The organism is Bradyrhizobium sp. CCBAU 45384 (assembly GCF_028128665.1).
Classification (GTDB): Bacteria; Pseudomonadota; Alphaproteobacteria; order Rhizobiales; family Xanthobacteraceae; genus Bradyrhizobium; species Bradyrhizobium manausense.
Genome location: NZ_LBIZ01000106.1, coordinates 55,293 through 73,189 on the forward strand (window position 1 = coordinate 55,293; position 17,897 = coordinate 73,189).

Below are 17,897 nucleotides of genomic sequence, written 5' to 3' on the forward strand. Positions count from 1 at the left end.
GAAAAGCCGCGTCGTCCGACGCGGCTTTTTCATCACCAGAAGCGCCAGCCGCGTCTGCACCAGCCGTCGCGATGACCGCCATTGTAGCTGCGTGCGTACCCGCCCGCGAGCATCGCCGCCGAAACGTTTGCGGTTCGTCTGGTCGCAACATCGGCGAGCACGCGTCCGTATTTTTCCGAACCGAGATTGTAGATGGTGACGCCGCCCTGAGCGAGCAGGTTGCGCAAAGCATCGGTGGCCGCTTCCGCCTTGTCCAACTCGTCCCGGCAGGACGCCTTCATCTCGGGCGCATCGATGCCGCGCAGGCGAACCCGCGCCACGAGATCGCGTCCGTCGCCTTGATGCACGCGCGCGAGAAACGTGTCGCCGTCGATCGTGCGGATGACATCGATCGGCAAACGGCTGTCGGGATTGCCGGACTGCTGAAGAATGATCCCGGCATCCTGTGCGCGTTCATCGGCCGGAAGCGGAAGTCGCCACTCGGTGCCATGCCGAAAAGCCAGCACGACCGCCACCACGACGCCGACCACGAACATCCAGGGCACAAGTCCGGAGAAGCGGCGGCCGAACGGTGAGCCGCCGTAAGAAGGTCGATAGGAACGATCCGGATCGAAGCGCGACATCCGCGCACGCTAAGGCTGAGTCGGCTGCACAGACAAGCGACCGCAAAAGAGCTGCGTCTCAAAAATCCGAGGCGATGCCCTTGCGCTCCCAATCGCCGTAGCGCGTCGGCTCGGGTCCCTTCGGACCCTGCAATTCCTTCGGCACGGCCTCGGCACGCGCCGCCGCGGCCCGCCGACGTTCGTCGGCTTCGGCCAGCGCGCGCTGCGCGGCGGGGGACAAGGGCTTGCGATCAGGAGCGGGAGGTTGGTCGTTCATGATCCATGGGTCCTAGCGCAGGATCTCGACCTGCGCGACGTCCAATAACGCATTGCTGAAATGGCTCCGGCGGGCTGAAATCGCCAGAGACCATTCTTACATTTGGCATATTCGCATGCCACAGAAGGTGTTCTCAAGGCATGCGCCATAAGGCGGAACTGCCGCCTCGCTCAGAACCTTACGTCCGCATGCCATCTCAACGTTTTGCCCCTCCGTCCGAAGTGCCCGGTCTTGCGGCGCGACGGATCGCTGCCGATATCGTCGACGGCGTCCTGCACAAGCACCGCACGCTTGATGACCAGCTCGATGGCTCCGGCGCCCATCCCGGACTGAAGACGCTCGCCGACCGCGACCGCGCGCTGATGCGGCGCCTGGTCGCAACTATTCTGCGCCGTCTCGGCACACTCGGCCATGTGCTGTCGCGCCTGCTCGACAAAGGCATTCCGTCCGACGCGCCGCGCGCGCAGAGCGCGCTCTTGATCGGCGCCGCCCAGATTCTCTGGATGGACGTGCCCGACCACGCCGCGGTCGATCTCTCGGTTCGCCTGGTGCAATCCGATCGGCGCGCCGCGCGCTATGCCGGTCTCGTCAACGCCGTGCTGCGCCGCTGCGCGCGCGAGGGTCAGGCGCTGGTCGACGAGGTCGCATCGCAATCGCTCGACCTGCCGCCCTGGTTGCTGGCCCGCTGGAGCGCGCATTACGGCGAGGCGACCGCGCGGGACATGGCGCTGGCGCTCGGCCACGAACCGTCGCTCGACCTGACGGTGAAGTCCGATGCCGCGCAATGGGCGAGCCGGCTGCATGGCGAAGTGCTGCCGACCGGTTCGGTGCGCACGCTGCTGCACGGCTCGGTGACCATGCTGCCTGGCTTCGCCGAAGGACAATGGTGGGTGCAGGACGCCGCTGCCGCGCTGCCGGTCCGGCTGTTCGGCGACATCAAGGGCAAATCCATCGCCGACCTCTGCGCCGCGCCCGGCGGCAAGACCGCGCAGCTGGTGCTGGCAGGCGCGAAAGTCACCGCGCTCGACCGTTCGCCCGCCCGGGTGGCGCGCCTGCGCGAAAATCTGAACCGCCTGTCGCTTCAGGCCGAGACTGTCGTTGCTGACGCCGTAGAATGGACCGGGCCAGCGGACGGCTTCGATGGAATCCTGATCGATGCGCCCTGCACCTCGACCGGAACGATCCGCCGGCATCCCGACGTTGCATGGCTGCGGCAGGAGTCCGACGTCGCCGCAATGACCGTTCTCCAGCGGCGGCTGCTGAAGAAATCAGTCTCGTTGCTCAAATCAGGCGGGACGCTGGTCTATTGCACCTGTTCGCTGGAACCCGAGGAAGGCGAGCAGGCCATCGCCACGCTGCTGGCTGCGGAGCCTGCGCTGCGCCGTGTGCCGATCGAAGCCAGCGAGGTCTCCGGCCTCAGCGAGACCATCACGGCCGAGGGCGATCTCCGGACCCTGCCGAGCCACCTGCCGCATGCCGACCCGAAGCTCGGCGGGCTCGACGGATTTTTCGCAGCCCGGCTCGTTAAATCCTGATTTTGCACCGGATTTTGCTACCACCACCCTGATTCGGGGCCTTTCAAGGTGGTGTCGGCCGTTCGATTTTGGGATTAATAAGGATTCGTCGGAATCCTCTCCCCCTTCAAGGCAAGGCGTGTCGGTCGCTCAACGCAGACGTATCTCGACGCTGGTCATGAACCGCTTCGCGCGGAACATGCTCGCGCGCGCGAGCGGCGGTTCCGTCGCGCTGTCGCGGGTCTGGCCGGGCCGGACCGATCGGCTGATCATCGCGCCGCATGATTTGCGCACTGCGGATGCGACGCGCGCGGCCGAGATCTATGCCGGCCGCTTCGTCTTCGCCGGCAAGATCGTCAATTGCCATGGCCGCTCGATCTTCGACCTCGATCCGCCGTCGGAGGATTGGGAGGTCGCGCTGCTCGGTTTCGGCTGGCTGCGGCATCTGCGCGCCGCCGATACCGCGCTGACCCGCGCCAATGCGCGCGCGCTGGTCGAGGACTGGATCAGCAACCCCGCCAACAAGCGCCGGCCGGTGGCCCGCCGCGCCGACGTGCTGGCGCGACGCGTGATCTCGCTGCTGTCGCAGGCGCCGCTGGTGCTCAACGACACCGACAACAAATTCTACCGCCGTTACTTGCGCGCACTGGCGCGCGAGATCCGCTTCCTGCGTTACACCATGGTCAACATCCCCGACGGGGTGCCGAAACTCCAGGTGCAGATCGCGCTGTGCTACACCACGCTTTGCCTCGCCAATCAGGCCCGCCATATCCGCAGCGCATCGAAAAAGCTCTCCGACGAGTTGCAGCGGCAGATCCTCCCCGACGGCGGCCACATCTCGCGCAATCCGGGTGCGCTGATCGAGCTCCTGATCGATCTGTTGCCGCTGCGGCAGACCTTTGCCGCGCGCAACATCGCGCCGCCGCCGGCGCTGCTCAATGCGATCGACCGCATGATGCCGATGCTGCGCTTCTTCCGGCACGGCGACGGCAATTTCGCTTTGTTCAACGGCATGAGCGCGACGCCATCGGATCTGCTCGCGACGCTGCTCGCCTATGATGATACCCATGGCGCGCCGATGGCGAACATGCCGCACACCGGCTTCCAGCGCCTCGATGCGGGCCCGACCACTGTCATCATCGACACCGGCGCGCCGCCGCCGCCCGGCGTCAGCCACGACGCGCATGCCGGTTGCCTGTCGTTCGAACTGTCCTCAGGCATCAGCCGCATCGTCACCAATTGCGGCATGCCGACCACAGGCCGCGACAATTGGCGGCCGTTTGCGCGCGGCACCGCGGCGCATTCGACGCTGACTTATCACGACACCTCGTCCTGCCAATTCGTCGAGATGTCGGCGATGAAGCGGCTGCTGCACGGCGCGCCGATCATCAGCGGCCCTCATGAGGTCGAGAGCTATCGCGAGGTCGTCGAGGGCGGCACGCTGCTGACGACCTCGCATAATGGCTATCTCGCCAAGTTCGGCGTGATCCATCGGCGCGTGCTGATGGTCGCCAATGACGGCACGCGGATCGACGGCGAGGACACGCTGTCGCCGCCGCAAGGCGCGCGGCTCAAGGGCGCTGACGCCGATTTCGCGCTGCGCTTTCATCTGCATCCCGCGGTGAAAGCGAGCCGGCTGTCGGATGCGCGCGGCGTCATGCTGGTGCTGCCGAACCGCGACGTCTGGACCTTCGAGGCGCTGGACGACAAGGTCGAGCTCGAGGACAGCGTGTTCCTGGCCGGCAATGACGGCCCGCGTCGCACCGCCCAGATCGTGATCCGCCAGGATGCCCGCCAGGCGCCCACGATCCGCTGGAGCTTTGTGCGCTCCACCGCCTCGCCCGCGGTCACCAATGCCCGCCGCAACGCACGGCGCGAGCCGGAACTTCCGCTGTAGACGCGCTCGATTCGGCCCCATCTCGGCGTTGTGAAAACGGCCAAAAGCTGCTATCGAGCGCTCGTTCGCGCGACTGGCGACCTTGGATGGAGCACCATCGGGAAGCGCGACACATAATCCGCCGCGCGCCTGGGCATAGACACTCCCTGAACAGAGGATCTTGCTCATGACTGACCGTCCCCGTCGCGTCACCCGCGCCCTGCTCTCCGTCTCCGACAAATCGGGCCTGATCGAGTTCGCCAAGGCGCTTGCCGCGCATGACGTCGAGCTGGTCTCGACTGGCGGCACCGCAAAGGCGATCGCCGCGGCCGGCCTCAAGGTGAAGGATGTCTCGGACCTCACCGGCTTCCCCGAGATGATGGATGGCCGCGTCAAGACGCTGCATCCGAAGGTGCATGGCGGCCTGCTCGCAATTCGCGACAACAAGGAACATGCCGAGGCGATGAAGGCGCACGGCATCGCGCCGATCGATCTCCTCGTCGTCAACCTCTATCCGTTCGAGGCCACCGTCGACAAAGGCGCCGGCTTCGAGGATTGCATCGAGAATATCGACATCGGCGGCCCCGCGATGATCCGCGCCGCCGCGAAGAACCATGACGACGTCGCGGTCGTGGTCGAGGCCGACGACTACAAGGCCGTTCTCGACGAGCTCGCTGCCAACAACGGCGCGACCACGCTGAAGCTGCGCCGGCGGCTTGCGGCAAAGGCCTATGCTCGCACCGCGGCCTATGACGCCGCCATTTCCAACTGGTTCAACCGGCAGCTCGAGATTGACGCACCCGACTTCCGCGCCTTTGGCGGCAAGTTGATCCAGTCGCTGCGCTACGGCGAGAACCCGCACCAGACCGCGGCGTTTTACGCGACGCCCGACAAGCGCCCGGGCGTTTCGACCGCGCGGCAGCTCCGGGGCAAGGAGCTCTCCTACAACAACATCAACGACACCGACGCGGCCTATGAGTGCATCGGCGAGTTCGACACCAAGCGCACCGCGGCCTGCGTCATCGTCAAGCACGCCAACCCTTGCGGCGTCGCTGAAGGCGCGAACCTCGTCGAGGCCTATCGCAAGGCGCTGGCCTGCGATTCCACCTCCGCCTTCGGCGGCATCATCGCGATGAACCGGCCGCTCGATGCCGACACCGCGCGCGAGATCACGAAGATGTTCACCGAGGTCATCATCGCGCCTGACGCCAGCGAAGAGGCGATCGCCATCATCGGCGGCAAGAAAAACCTGCGCCTGCTGCTCGCAGGCAGCCTGCCCGATCCCCGCGCGCCGGGCCTCACGGCGAAGACGGTGGCCGGCGGGCTTCTGGTGCAGAGCCGCGACAACGCCGTGGTCGACGACATGACGTTCAAGGTCGTCACCAAGCGCGCGCCGACCGAAGCCGAAATGCGCGACCTGAAGTTCGCTTTCCGGGTGGCAAAGCACGTCAAGTCCAACACCATCATCTACGCCAAGGATCTCGCCACCGTCGGCATCGGCGCGGGTCAGATGAGCCGTGTCGATTCAGCCCGGATCGCGGCACGCAAGGCGCTGGATGCGGCCAACGAGCTGAAGCTGGCGGAGCCGCTGACCAAGGGCTCGGTGGTGGCGTCGGATGCGTTCTTCCCGTTCGCCGACGGCATGCTCGCCTGTATCGAGGCCGGCGCCACCGCGGTGGTGCAGCCCGGCGGCTCCATGCGCGATGACGAGGTGATCAAGGCCGCCGACGAGCATGGCATCGCCATGGTGTTCACGGGGACGAGGCACTTCCGGCACTGATCTATCAACTCGTCATTGCGAGCGAAGCGACGCAATCCAGTCTGTTTCCACAGAGAGGGTCTGGATTGCTTCGTCGCTTCGCTTCTCGCAATGACGGCGCTGAGATCGCGTAGCTTGGCTACTCTTTCACCCGCATCAACAACGCGAATCCCGTCACGAAAAACACGACCAGCACGGCCATGCCGGCCTTCTGGCTGGCGGTGGCCGCGGTGATCACGCCGATCAGCAGCGGGCCGATGAAGGACGTCACCTTCCCGGTCAGCGCGAACAGGCCAAAATACTGCGCGATACGATCCTTCGGCGCGAGGCGGATCAGCAGCGTGCGCGAGGCCGCTTGAAGCGGACCGCCGGCCGCGCCGATCAGGCAGCCGAGCACGATATAGGCACGCTCGGCGGCGGCGCCGAACAATGGCCCGCCCGGCACCGGCGGCGCGACCCTGACGAACAACACACTGTCCTTGTCCACCAGCAGGATCGCCGCGACCGAAAGCAGCAGGATCAACATGCTGCCGGCGATGACGCGCTTCGGACCAAGGTAGTCATCGAGCTTGCCGCCAAGCCAGGCACCAAAGGTGCCGGCGATGGCGAGAATGATGCCGAACGTGCCGATCTGGATCGTGTGCCAGCCAAAGGTGCCGGCCGCATAGATGCCACCGAAGGCGAACAGCGAGACGAGACCATCCGTGTAGATCATGTTGGCAAGCAGAAACGCGGCGAGCGATTTCTGCTGCGGCAGATCCTGCAGCGATTGCTTGAGATCAGCTAGTCCTTCGTACAGCGCCTCGCGCACCGGGCGCTTCGCCGGATAATCCGGCGTGAACAAGAACATCGGCGTTACGAAAACGATGAACCAGAGCCCGGTCAATGGTCCCGCAGCACGATCGCCTTCATGGGTGACGGGATCGAGCCCGAACAGCGGCGTGAAGCCGAGCAGCGTGCGGCCGGTCTCGGGGTTGGCGGCGAAGAAGCCGAGCACGATAATCAGGCTGACGATGCCGCCGATGTAACCGGTAGCCCAGCCGGTACCGGAGAGTCGGCCGATGCGGTCTGGCGGCACCAGCGTCGGCATCATGGCATTGTTGAACACGGTGGCGAATTCCGCGCCGACGCTGGCAAGCGCAACCGCAATGAGCAACGGCGGAATGATGGCGTGATCGCCGGGCTTGCCGATCCACAGCGCGCACGACGCCACCACCAGAACTGCGCCGAACGCGGCGATCCACGGCTTGCGGCGGCCGGAGGCATCCGCGATGGCGCCAAGCACCGGGGACAACAGCGCAATAGCCAGGCCAGCTGCTGCCATCGCAAAGCCCCACAACGACTGCCCCGTGGCAGGATCCGGCGCGACGTTGGTGGCGAAATAGGGCGCGAACACGAAGGTCGTGATCAGCGTGAAATAGGGCTGCGCGGCCCAATCGAAGAAGATCCAGCTGATGACGGCGGCGCGCGGCGGATAGGTTCGCAGGGCGCCGGCTAGGCGCGCATCGGGGGCGGTCGTCGTCGTCACGCAGTCCTCATCACAAAACAGTTTTGCCGCTCTTGGCGCAAACCGTATAGCATTGTTGCGACGCGTTAGAACTGGCCTGAAGCCTTGGCGGAAATTTGATGATGGCGCCATTTTCGACACGACGTGCTTTTTTCGCGCTGATCGCCACTCTGGCGTTTGGACTTGCAGCGGCAACCGCTCAGGATGCGCGGCGAGCGTATGTGCCGCCCGCGCTGGACGCCGTGCACGCCATCCCCGCCGAGCATGGCATGGTGGTGGCACAAGAGAAGATCTCGGCGCAGGTCGGCGCCGACATCTTGCGGCGCGGCGGCAATGCCGTCGACGCGGCCGTCGCCACCGGCTTTGCGATGGCGGTGACGTATCCGCGCGCCGGCAATATCGGCGGTGGCGGCTTCATGGTGATCCATTCCGCCGAACGCAATGAGGACGTCGCGATCGACTATCGCGAGACCGCACCTGCGGCGACGACGGCGCAGATTTTCCTCGGGCCCGACGGCAAGCCTGATGCCGCCAAGTCGCGCGATTCCGGGCTCGGCATCGGTGTGCCCGGCACTGTCGCAGGCCTGGCGCTGGCGCTGGAAAAATACGGCTCCGGACAATTCACGCTCGCGCAATTGCTCCAACCTGCGATCACACTCGCCCGCGATGGATTTGTCGTCACCGACGACATGGCCGACACGCTGCCGGGTTGGTATCCGCGACTGGCACGCTTTCCATCGTCAGCCAGGATTTTCGCAAAGCCTGATGGCACGCCGCTTGGCGAAGGCGACAGGCTGGTGCAGCGCGACCTCGCCGACACGCTGGCGAGCATCGCGGCCCAAGGTGTGCGCGGATTCTACGAGGGTCCGGTGGCGGAGAAGATCGCCAAGGCCGTCTCCGACGCCGGCGGCATCATGACGCCGGCCGATCTGAAGGCCTATCAGCCGGCGATCCGCACCCCGGTGCACGGCACCTATCGCGGCTACGACATCGTCTCGATGCCGCTGCCGTCCTCCGGCGGCGTGGTGCTGGTCGAGACGCTCAACATCCTCGAAGGCTTTCAGCTGGCGGATCTCAAGCAGGGCTCGCCAGCATCGCTGCATCTCCTGATCGAGGCCATGAAGCGCGCCTATGCCGATCGCGCGCGCTATCTCGGCGATCCGGCCTTTGTCAACGCGCCGATCGATACGCTCATTGCGAAGGACTACGCTGCCAAGCTCCGCACCGGCATCTCCACCGAGCACGCCACGCCGTCCAGGGACCTTATTGCGAGCGCGGCCTCGCCGCGCGAGGGCAGCAACACCACGCACTACTCCGTCGTCGACAGCCGTGGCAACGCCGTCAGCAACACCTACACGCTGAACTTCAGCTACGGCATCGGCCTCGTTGCCGACGGCACCGGCGTGCTGCTCAACAACGAGCTCGACGATTTCACTGCTGCCGTCGGCGCTTCCAACGCCTACGGTCTCGTTGGCTATGAGGCCAATTTACCCGGGCCCGGAAAGCGGCCGTTGTCCTCGATGTCGCCGACCATCGTGCTGAAGGACGGCAAGCCGGTGCTGGTGACGGGCTCGCCGGGCGGCAGCCGCATCATCTCGACCGTGCTCCAGGTCATCGTGAATGTGCTCGACTACAGGATGGACGTCGCGGCCGCCGTGGCGGCGCCGCGGCTGCATCATCAATGGCTTCCGGATGAAGTGCGCATCGAGCGCGGCTTCCCCGACGACGTGCTGGCCGAGCTGAAGGCGATGGACCATCCCATTGTCGAGCCGATGGGACAGACATCGGCCAATTCGATTGCCGTGACGCCGAACGGCCCCCTCGGGGCGCCCGATCCGCGCACGCGCGGTGCGGAAGCCGCTGGACAGTAACCCGCTCCCGCATGGCACAACGGCGCGCGCCGGCTTGCGCCGGCCGCCGCGCGTGCTACCACCGGCCAATCAAAAGAATTTGCCGGGGAAACGCACATGACAACAGCCGCTCCGCTCCAGCGCATCGAGCGCGCCGAGATCGAGGACACCAGCCTTCTTGCTTTCTATCGCGACATGAACGTCGCCGAGCGCCGCACCTTCTGGGCCTGCGCAGCCGGCTGGGCGCTCGACGGCATGGACTTCATGATCTACCCGCTGGTGATCGGCACCATCATCGCGCTGTGGAAGGTCGATGCGGCCTCAGCCGGCCTTGCCGGCACGGTGACGCTGCTCGCCTCCGCCATCGGCGGCTGGCTCGGCGGCTATCTGTCCGACCATATCGGCCGGGTCAGGACGCTCCAGATCACCATCATCTGGTTTTCGTTCTTCTCGCTGGTTTGCGCAATCGTGCAGAATTTCGAGCAACTCCTGATCGCGCGCGCCGTGCTCGGCCTCGGCTTCGGCGGCGAATGGGCCGCCGGCGCCGTGCTGATGGGCGAGGCGATCCGGCCGCAATATCGCGGACGCGCCGTCGGCTCGGTGCAGTCGGGCTGGGCCGTCGGTTGGGGCCTTGCCGTGCTCTCGCAGGCGATCCTGTTTTCGCTGATGCCGGCAGAGACGGCGTGGCGCTGGATGTTCGTGATCGGGGCGCTGCCGGCGCTGCTGGTGTTCTATATCCGCCGCTCCGTCACTGAGCCGGAGATCGCGGCCGCCGCACGCGCCAAGCACGCGGAAACGGGCAGTCATCCCAAGCTGTGGGAGATCTTCACCTTTCCGATCGTGAAGACAACGGTGCTGGCATCGCTGATGGCGACGGGCTGCCAGGGCGGCTATTACGCCATCACTTTCTGGGTGCCGCAGTTCCTGACCAAGGAGCGGCATCTGTCGATCGTCGGCTCGACCGGCTATCTCTCGACGCTGATCATCGGCTCGTTCGTCGGCTATCTGGTCGGCGCCTGGCTTGCCGACCGAATCGGACGGCGCAATTTGTTCCTGATCTTCTCGATCGGCGCGATCGCCGTGGTGCTGCTCTACACGCAGCTGCCGCTCATCAACGAGATCCTGTGGGTGCTGGGCTTCCCGCTTGGCTTCTTCGCCTCGGGCTATTTCTCGGGGGTTGGCGCGTTCTTGACCGAGCTCTATCCGACGCGCCTGCGCGGCTCGGGCCAGGGCTTCTGCTACAATTTCGGCCGCGGCATCGGCGCGCTGTTTCCGTTCCTCGTCGGCGCGCTCTCGGCGACGACGTCGCTGGCCAATGCGATCGCGATCTTCGCGGTGGTGGCTTACGCGGTGTTCTTCATCGCGGCGTTCGCACTGCCGGAGACACGCGGGCGGGTGTTGCACGCGGATCAGTGAGTTGCTGTCGTTCCGGGGCACGCGAAGCGTGAACCCGGAACCTCGAGATTCTCAGGTGCGCAATTGCGCACCATAGTTCGGTGCTGCGCACCGGCCCGGAAATGACGGGAAAGAGACTTACCGCCCTACCTGATAAGGCCCGCCCTTTTCCAGCGCCCGCGCATAGGCCGGCCGCGCATGGATGCGCTCCAGGAACGCCATCGCCCTGGGATGGCCCTGCTCGAGCCCGCCGCGCGCTTGCGCGGCTTCCAGCGGGAAGCTCATCTGGATATCGGCGGCGGTGAACTCGCTGCCGGCGAACCACTCGCTTTTGCCGAGCTCGCCTTCCCAATAATCCATGTGCTGCTTGAGCTGCGGATTGACCAGCGTGGTCAGTGCCTGGTTCGAGACCTTGCGCACCAGCGGACGCAGCAGCGCCGGTGCACGCTTCGGCATCAGTGTGAACAGCAGCTTTAGCAGCAGCGGCGACATCGCGGACCCTTCCGCATAATGCAGCCAATAGGTGAAGCGCAGCCGCTCCGGTGTGTTCGGCGGCGGGATCAGCCGGCCGTTGCCGTAGGTCGCAACGAGATAATCGATGATCGCACCCGACTCGGCGATGGTGTTGCCGTTGTCGGTGATGACTGGCGACTTGCCGAGCGGATGGATCGCGCGCAGCTCCTTGGGCGCGCGCATGTCGGGCTGGCGTTGATAGCGCACGATCTCGTAGGGCACGCCCAACTCCTCGAGCAGCCACAGCACCCGCTGCGAACGCGAATTGTTGAGATGGTGGACGGTCAGCATCGCGAAATCCTTGGGGCCGGGTGGTCTCGGCCGTGTACCTGCCAGCCCGGGAACACAATGTCGAGCCGGCCGGCCGGATATTTTCACCCGGGTATATTGACGGCGGCTATTTACCCGGGTATTAAAGCGGCCATCGCAGTCAATATGGCAATGATTTCAATGCTGAGGACTTTCACCGCCTTCCAGGGGCAGCGTCGCCTGGTGTCCGGGCCGGCTGGAGAAGTCGCGCTGGTCGTCAAGCGGATCGCGCCGCGGCCGGACGAGGCCATCATCATCTTCTCGGACGCCACGGGCCGATCGATCGACTTCGATCTGCGCGGCGGGGATCGCGAGGTGCTGGCGCGGCTGGCGAAGCAGATTCCGCCGCCGGTCGAGGAGACCGAGCCGCCGGCCGAGCCGCGCGGGCGCGGCCGGCCGAAGCTTGGCGTGGTCGCGCGCGAGGTGACGCTGCTGCCGCGGCATTGGGAATGGCTCAATGCGCAGCCCGGCGGCGCATCGGTCGCGCTGCGAAAGCTGGTCGAAGAGGCGAGGCGCGCGAGCGGTGACAAGGACCGCGAGCGGCAGGCGCGCGAAGCGGCCTATCACTTCATGTCGACCATGGCCGGCAACCTCGCGCAGTTCGAGGAAGCTTCGCGCGCGCTGTTCGCCGATGACCGGCGCCGCTTCACCGGACTGATTGCCGACTGGCCGGCCGACATCCGCGACCACATCGTCAAGCTCGCTTACAGCGACCGCGCGTAAGCCGCGCGCCGCTCTCCAACCACCCCATCGACGGCCGAGCCGCGCGTTGCGCGGCAACGGTTTTGCTCGCCCTGACGAAAGGCCCATCCATGTCTACTCCAAAACCGCTCTGGCAAACTTTCCTGCGCTTCCTCGCGCCGCTGATGCTGAGCAACGCGCTGCAATCGCTGTTCGGAACCGTCAGCAACGTCTATCTCGGCCAGATGATGGGCGTTGACGCGCTCGCCGCGGTCTCGACGTTCTTCCCGGTGTTCTTCTTCCTGTTCGCCTTCGTCATGGGCCTCAGCACCGGCGCCACCGTGCTGATCGGCCAGGCCTTCGGCGCGGGCAAGCACGACAGGATCAAGATGGTCGCCGGCACGACCCTCGCGGTCGGCCTGCTGCTCTCGATATCAGTGGGACTGGTGGGTGGTCTGCTCAGCCGGCAATTGATGATGGCGCTCGCAACGCCTGCGGACATTCTCGCTCCTGCCAGCGCTTATGCGCGGGTCATGCTGCTGACGATGCCCCTCGGCTTCACCTTCCTGCTGATGACGGCGATGATCCGCGGCGTCGGTGATGCCGTGACACCGCTGCTGGCGCTGGCGTTGTCGACCACGATCGGCTTGATCCTGACACCGATGCTGATCCACCTCGACATCGGCATCACCAGCCCGGCTTGGGCCGCCGCGATCTCCAACGCAGTGACGCTGATGGTGCTGGGCGCCTATCTGCCGCGAAAGAAGCACGCGCTTGCGCCGGACGCGGCACTGCTGCGCCATGTCAGGCTCAATCGCGCCGTGATCGGACAGATCCTCGGCATCGGCCTGCCGAGCGCCATCGGCATGGTGGTCATGGCCATCGCCGAACTGGTCTTGCTCGGGCTCGTCAACGGCTTTGGATCCGATGCGACCGCTGCGTATGGCGCCGTGAACCAGGTGATGGGCTACACGCAGTTCACGGCCATGTCGATTTCGATCGCGGTCTCGATCCTCGGCGCGCAGGCCGTCGGCGGCGGCGACCGGGCGCGGCTCGACGGCATCGTCCGCACCGGTCTTGCGTTCAATCTCGTGCTGACCGGCGGGCTGGTGGCGCTGATCTATATGGTGCCGCGCGCCGTGCTCGGCATTTTCATCACCGACGGCGCCGTGCTCGACGTGGCGAAGGGCCTCCTCTTCGTCGCCTTGTGGAGCTCGGTGCCGTTCGGACTTGCGACCACGTTCTCCGGCGCGATGCGCGCGGCGGGCGTGGCGCTGACGCCGATGCTGCTGTCGATCTTCGCCATTGTCGCGATCGAGCTGCCGTCGGCGGTGATCCTCAGCCGCGCGATCGGCCTCCAGGGCGTATGGGCCGCCTATCCGATCGTGTTCTGCGCCATGTTCCTCTTGCAGATGGGCTATTACCTCCTGGTGTGGCGCAAGGGGGCAATCCAACGTCTGGGCTGATCAGCAAGATATTATGACCGTCATTAAACGGTGGACCTGTGGCGCGCCCTGCGCCACAATGGAGCAAAGCCAGATCGAAGAGCCAGGTCAAAGAGCCAAAGTCAGGGAGAACGAGATTGACCCGCACAGCCCCGCAATTCCTGTTCGACTTCGGCAGCCCGAACGCCTATCTCAGCCATCTCGCGATCCCCGCGATCGAGCAGCGGATCGGCGTCAAGTTCGAATATGTGCCGATCCTTCTCGGCGGCATCTTCAAGTCGACAAACAACAGATCGCCGGCGGAGACGCTGGCCGGCATCAAGAACAAGCGCGAATTTCAGGCCGTCGAGACCGAGCGCTTCATCAAGCGCTTCAAGGTCGAGCCTTACGTCTTCAACCCCCACTTTCCCGTCAACACGTTGAACCTGATGCGCACCGCGATCGCAGCGCAGCTCGAGGGCGTGTTCGAGAAATATGTCGACGCCGCCTTCCATCATATGTGGCGCGAGCCGAAGAAGATGGATGATCCCGAAATCGCGGCGAAGGCGCTGGCGTCTTCGGGCCTTGATGCTCAAAAGCTGTTCGCCCGCGCCCAGGAGCCCGAGGTGAAGGGCAAGCTGATCAAGAATACCGAGGAGGCGGTCGCCCGCGGCGCCTTCGGCTCGCCGACCTTTTTCGTCGGTAACGAGATGTTCTTCGGCAAGGAGCAGCTGCGCGAGGTCGAGGAGATGGTGTCGGGAAAGTGAAGCGCGCGAATGGCGAGTAGCGAATAGGCGAGTGGAAATCGCGCTTACTATTCGCTACTCCCTACTCGCCATTCGCGCCAATAGCAAAAGCGGAGCTCTACAATGCACATCCTCGTGGTCGGCGCCGGCGCCATCGGCGGCTATTTTGGTGGCAGGCTGTTGCAGGCCGGCCGCGACGTCACCTTCCTGGTCCGCACCAGGCGCGCCAGCGAGCTCGCAAGTGCGGGCCTCGTCATCAAGAGCCCCAATGGTGATGTCACCTTGAAGAATCCGCCGACCGTGCAGGCCGACGCGATCAAGGACAAGTTCGACGTCGTGCTGCTCAGCTGCAAGGCGTTCGACCTCGATGATGCCATTACGTCGTTTGCGCCGGCGGTGGGCTCGAACACTGCGATCATCCCGATGCTCAACGGCATGAAGCATCTCGACATCCTCGATGCAAAATTCGGCAAGGAGCGCGTGCTCGGCGGTCTCTGCGCCATCGCCGCAACCTTGAACGAGAAGCGCGAAGTGGTGCAGCTGCAACCGATGCAGTCGATCAATTACGGCGAGCGCGACGGCACGATGTCGGATCGTGTCAAGGCGATCGACGAGACCTTCAAGAGCGGCATCAAGGGTGCCACGGCCAGCCCGAACATTTTGCAGGACATGTGGGAGAAGTGGGTATTCCTGTCTTCGCTCGCGGCGAGCACCAGCCTGATGCGCACCTCGGTCGGCAACATCCTCGCCGCGCCCGGCGGCCGGGATTTTCTGCTCGGCATGCTGGACGAGACCAGCGCGATCGCGACGGCATCAGGCTATCCGCCGGGCGGTCCGTTCTTCGAGCGGGTCAAGGGCAATCTCACCACCGAGGGCTCGCCGATGACGGCCTCGATGTTCCGCGACATCAAGGCGGGCTTGCCGGTCGAAGCCGATCACGTGATCGGCGACCTCATCGCGCGCGCCGACGCGGCCAAGGTGCCGGTGCCGAAGCTGCGCATCGCGTATACGCATCTGAAGGCGTATGAGAAGCAGCGTGCGGGGTAGGTAGCAGCCACACATTCGGTGTCGTCCCGGCGAAGGCCGGGACCGCGTGATCTATCGAAGATTACCGCGGCATGCGCTGGTGAACGCCGAGCCTTCGCCGAGTTACTTTCTGTGGCTTTGGGTCCCGGCCTTCGCCGGGACGAGTGAGTTTGCCGCAACAGCCCGGCGCTAGTTGAAATACGCCAGATAATGCGCCACTGCCGTGATTTCCTCGTCGCTCATGTGATAGGCGACGTCGGCCATCGCGGCGACGCCGCCGCCGACGCGCTGGCCCGCTTTGTAGTCGTGCAGCGCCTTGACCAGATATTCCTCGCGCTGACCTGCAAGCCGCGCGACGGCTTTGGTGCCGGCAAAGCTGTCCGTGTGACATGAGGCGCAGCGGCGGCCGACGGCAACTTGCGCGCCTTTCTTCGACATATCCGGATCCTTGTCCTCGGCGGCCTTCGGCGGCGTCATCGCCGCGAAATAGGCGCCGAGGCTGCGGACGTCCTCGTTGGTGATCTCCTCTGCGATTGGCTGCATCTGCTCGTTCTTGCGCGAGCCGGCGCGGAAGAACACGAGCTGCCATTGCAGGAACTGATCGGGCTGGCCGGCCAGCGAGGGAATGTTCTCGGTCTGCGAGATGCCGTTCTCGCCGTGACAGCCGGAGCAGACGGCCGCCTTCTCCTGGACGGCGGCGTTGTCGGCGGCGCTGGCGGGGACGAATGCGATCGCAGCGAGCGAGAGCGCGCCGATTGCGTACAAAGAATACTGACGGCGCATGAGGACAATTCCGATCTATCGAGCGCGTCATTCCGGGCGTGCGGAGCACGAGCTATGATGCGCAATTGCGTATCAGAGAATCCATAACCACGAGTCGGGGTTATGGGTTCCGGACTTGCGCTGACGCGCAATCCGGAACGACGGGTTGAGACTCTGAAACGAAAGAGGCTGCGGCGCCTTTCGAGGCCACCGCAGCCTCTTGGTCAGGTCGCGCTACTTCTTGCTGTAGCTGATGCGGTAGATCGCGCCGGCCCAGTCGTCGGCGACGAGGATCGAACCGTCCTTGGCCAGAACGATGTCATCGGGGCGGCCGAGATAACCCTGGTCACCCTCGAGCCAGCCGGAGGCGAACACTTCCTGCTTGGCATTCTTGCCATCGGGCCCGACGATCACGCGCATGATGCGGGCGCCCTGGTACTTATGCCTGTTCCAGGAGCCGTGCTCGGCGATCAGGATGTTGTTCTTGTACTCGGCGGGGAACTGGTCGCCGGTATAGAACTTCATGCCGAGCGGAGCGACGTGGGCGCCGAGGTTCAGCACGGGCGGCGTGAACTCGGAGCACTTGTGCCCCATCGCGAACTTCGGATCGGGAAGGTCGCCCTGGTGGCAGTAGGGATAGCCGAAATGCTCGCCGATCTTGTTGATCATGTTCAGCTTGTCCGAGGGCAGGTCATCGCTGACCCAGTCGCGGGCATTCTCGGTGAACCAGTACTTGCCGGTGCGCGGATCGACGTCGCCGCCGACCGAGTTGCGAACGCCGAGCGCCCAGATTTCGGCATTGCCGGTCTTGGGATCGACGCGCCGGATCTGCGAGACGCTGGTCGGCGGAATGCCGACGTTGAAGGGCGGTCCGAACGGAATGTAGAACCAGCCATCCTTGTCGACGGCGATGTACTTCCAGCCATGCGCGGCATAGGACGGCATGTCGTCGTAGACAACCTTGCCCTCGCCGGGATTGTCGAGCTTGTTCTCGATGTCGTCGTAGCGGATCAGCTTGTCGACCGCGATGACGTAGAGCGCGCCGTCCTTGACGGCGAGACCCGTGGGCATGTTCAGGCCCTTGAGGATGGTCTTGACCTCTTTCTTCCCGCCATTGTCCTTGATGGCGTAGACGTTGCCGAGGCCGAACGAGCCGACGAACAGCGTACCCTTGTCACCCCAGGCCATCTGCCGCGCCGCCAGCACGCCGGAGGCGTAGACCTCCATCTTGAAGCCCGGCGGCAGTTTCACCTTCTTGACGATGTTGGCGAGCTCGGCGTCGGAGGCGCCGGTCGGCGGACCCGAGGGCGGCGCAAGGCCCTTCTGCGCTTCGGTTTCGTCGCCGAGGAACCAGTCGTCCGGCGGATGGGTCCAGAATTCCTTGGTGCCGGATTCGTACTTCTTCAGCGCCCGGTTCTTGTCCTGCTGTTGTTGTGCGCTGGCAACGCTGGTCCCGGCAAGAAGGGCAACCGCTGCAAGCGCCAACACGGATCGATGGATGATCGATTTCATCGCGTCACTCCCCTAAGGCAGCCATCGGGGCTGCACATTCTTGTTTTGCTGTGTGAGTAGGCGAAGTTCGAAGTCTGCCCGCGAGGCAGACGCAAAAAGGTTAGCACATCTGCGGGCCGTGAGAAGCGCGTCGCGTGCGCGGCA

The 17,897-nt window shown here is 64.9% G+C and carries 15 protein-coding genes and 1 riboswitch; of the genes, 9 read left to right on the top strand and 6 right to left on the bottom strand.

Going from position 1 to position 17,897, the window contains the following annotated elements; genetic code table 11:
- Window positions 1–32: 32 nt before the first annotated feature.
- Together XH80_RS16990 and XH80_RS16995 are read right to left on the bottom strand one after the other, a co-directional pair.
- Window positions 33–623 (bottom strand): thermonuclease family protein, encoded by a 591-nt coding sequence (locus tag XH80_RS16990; RefSeq protein ID WP_271599558.1) that lies wholly within the window; start codon window positions 621–623, stop codon window positions 33–35.
- Between the two features lie 58 nt (window positions 624–681).
- The gene (locus XH80_RS16995) at window positions 682–879 is read right to left on the bottom strand and encodes a DUF1674 domain-containing protein (RefSeq protein WP_271599559.1); all 198 of its coding nucleotides are present in this window, start codon (window positions 877–879) and stop codon (window positions 682–684) included.
- A gap of 188 nt (window positions 880–1,067) precedes the next feature.
- On the opposite strand from XH80_RS16995, the gene XH80_RS17000 reads away from it, so the two are divergent.
- The 3 genes from XH80_RS17000 to purH all read left to right on the top strand — a co-directional run bounded on the left by XH80_RS17000 (window position 1,068) and on the right by purH (window position 6,049).
- On the top strand, window positions 1,068–2,414 hold the full coding sequence (locus tag XH80_RS17000) for an RsmB/NOP family class I SAM-dependent RNA methyltransferase (RefSeq protein WP_271599560.1): 1,347 nt from the start codon (window positions 1,068–1,070) through the stop codon (window positions 2,412–2,414).
- 157 nt (window positions 2,415–2,571) lie between these two features.
- The gene (locus XH80_RS17005) at window positions 2,572–4,290 is read left to right on the top strand and encodes a heparinase II/III family protein (protein ID WP_271599561.1); all 1,719 of its coding nucleotides are present in this window, start codon (window positions 2,572–2,574) and stop codon (window positions 4,288–4,290) included.
- 59 nt (window positions 4,291–4,349) lie between these two features.
- Window positions 4,350–4,432, top strand: a riboswitch (ZMP/ZTP riboswitch).
- 24 nt (window positions 4,433–4,456) lie between these two features.
- A complete protein-coding gene (gene purH, locus XH80_RS17010) occupies window positions 4,457–6,049 on the top strand; it encodes a bifunctional phosphoribosylaminoimidazolecarboxamide formyltransferase/IMP cyclohydrolase (RefSeq protein WP_271599562.1) in 1,593 nt (530 codons plus the stop codon).
- 118 nt (window positions 6,050–6,167) lie between these two features.
- Here purH and XH80_RS17015 read toward each other — a convergent pair whose 3' ends face one another.
- Complete coding sequence (locus XH80_RS17015; protein WP_271599563.1) at window positions 6,168–7,556, bottom strand: MFS transporter; 1,389 nt, start codon at window positions 7,554–7,556, stop codon at window positions 6,168–6,170.
- A gap of 98 nt (window positions 7,557–7,654) precedes the next feature.
- Between XH80_RS17015 and ggt the strand changes: the two genes are divergently transcribed.
- Together ggt and XH80_RS17025 are read left to right on the top strand one after the other, a co-directional pair.
- Window positions 7,655–9,406 (top strand): gamma-glutamyltransferase, encoded by a 1,752-nt coding sequence (gene ggt, locus XH80_RS17020; RefSeq protein ID WP_271599564.1) that lies wholly within the window; start codon window positions 7,655–7,657, stop codon window positions 9,404–9,406.
- 96 nt (window positions 9,407–9,502) lie between these two features.
- The gene (locus XH80_RS17025; protein ID WP_271599565.1) at window positions 9,503–10,801 is read left to right on the top strand and encodes an MFS transporter; all 1,299 of its coding nucleotides are present in this window, start codon (window positions 9,503–9,505) and stop codon (window positions 10,799–10,801) included.
- A 117-nt stretch (window positions 10,802–10,918) separates the two neighbouring features.
- Here XH80_RS17025 and XH80_RS17030 read toward each other — a convergent pair whose 3' ends face one another.
- On the bottom strand, window positions 10,919–11,584 hold the full coding sequence (locus XH80_RS17030; RefSeq protein WP_271599566.1) for a glutathione S-transferase family protein: 666 nt from the start codon (window positions 11,582–11,584) through the stop codon (window positions 10,919–10,921).
- A gap of 144 nt (window positions 11,585–11,728) precedes the next feature.
- Between XH80_RS17030 and XH80_RS17035 the strand changes: the two genes are divergently transcribed.
- The 4 genes from XH80_RS17035 to panE all read left to right on the top strand — a co-directional run bounded on the left by XH80_RS17035 (window position 11,729) and on the right by panE (window position 15,500).
- On the top strand, window positions 11,729–12,325 hold the full coding sequence (locus tag XH80_RS17035) for a DUF2239 family protein (RefSeq protein WP_271599567.1): 597 nt from the start codon (window positions 11,729–11,731) through the stop codon (window positions 12,323–12,325).
- Between the two features lie 89 nt (window positions 12,326–12,414).
- Window positions 12,415–13,749, top strand: a complete 1,335-nt coding sequence (locus tag XH80_RS17040) for an MATE family efflux transporter (protein ID WP_271599568.1) — start codon at window positions 12,415–12,417, stop codon at window positions 13,747–13,749.
- 116 nt (window positions 13,750–13,865) lie between these two features.
- Entirely contained in the window at window positions 13,866–14,474 is a 609-nt protein-coding gene (locus tag XH80_RS17045; protein WP_271599569.1) for a 2-hydroxychromene-2-carboxylate isomerase, read from the top strand.
- A 102-nt stretch (window positions 14,475–14,576) separates the two neighbouring features.
- The gene (panE, locus tag XH80_RS17050) at window positions 14,577–15,500 is read left to right on the top strand and encodes a 2-dehydropantoate 2-reductase (protein ID WP_271599570.1); all 924 of its coding nucleotides are present in this window, start codon (window positions 14,577–14,579) and stop codon (window positions 15,498–15,500) included.
- A 168-nt stretch (window positions 15,501–15,668) separates the two neighbouring features.
- Here panE and XH80_RS17055 read toward each other — a convergent pair whose 3' ends face one another.
- On the bottom strand, window positions 15,669–16,262 hold the full coding sequence (locus XH80_RS17055) for a c-type cytochrome (RefSeq protein ID WP_271599571.1): 594 nt from the start codon (window positions 16,260–16,262) through the stop codon (window positions 15,669–15,671).
- A 213-nt stretch (window positions 16,263–16,475) separates the two neighbouring features.
- Entirely contained in the window at window positions 16,476–17,753 is a 1,278-nt protein-coding gene (locus XH80_RS17060; protein ID WP_057740666.1) for a PQQ-dependent sugar dehydrogenase, read from the bottom strand.
- Window positions 17,754–17,897: the final 144 nt, after the last annotated feature.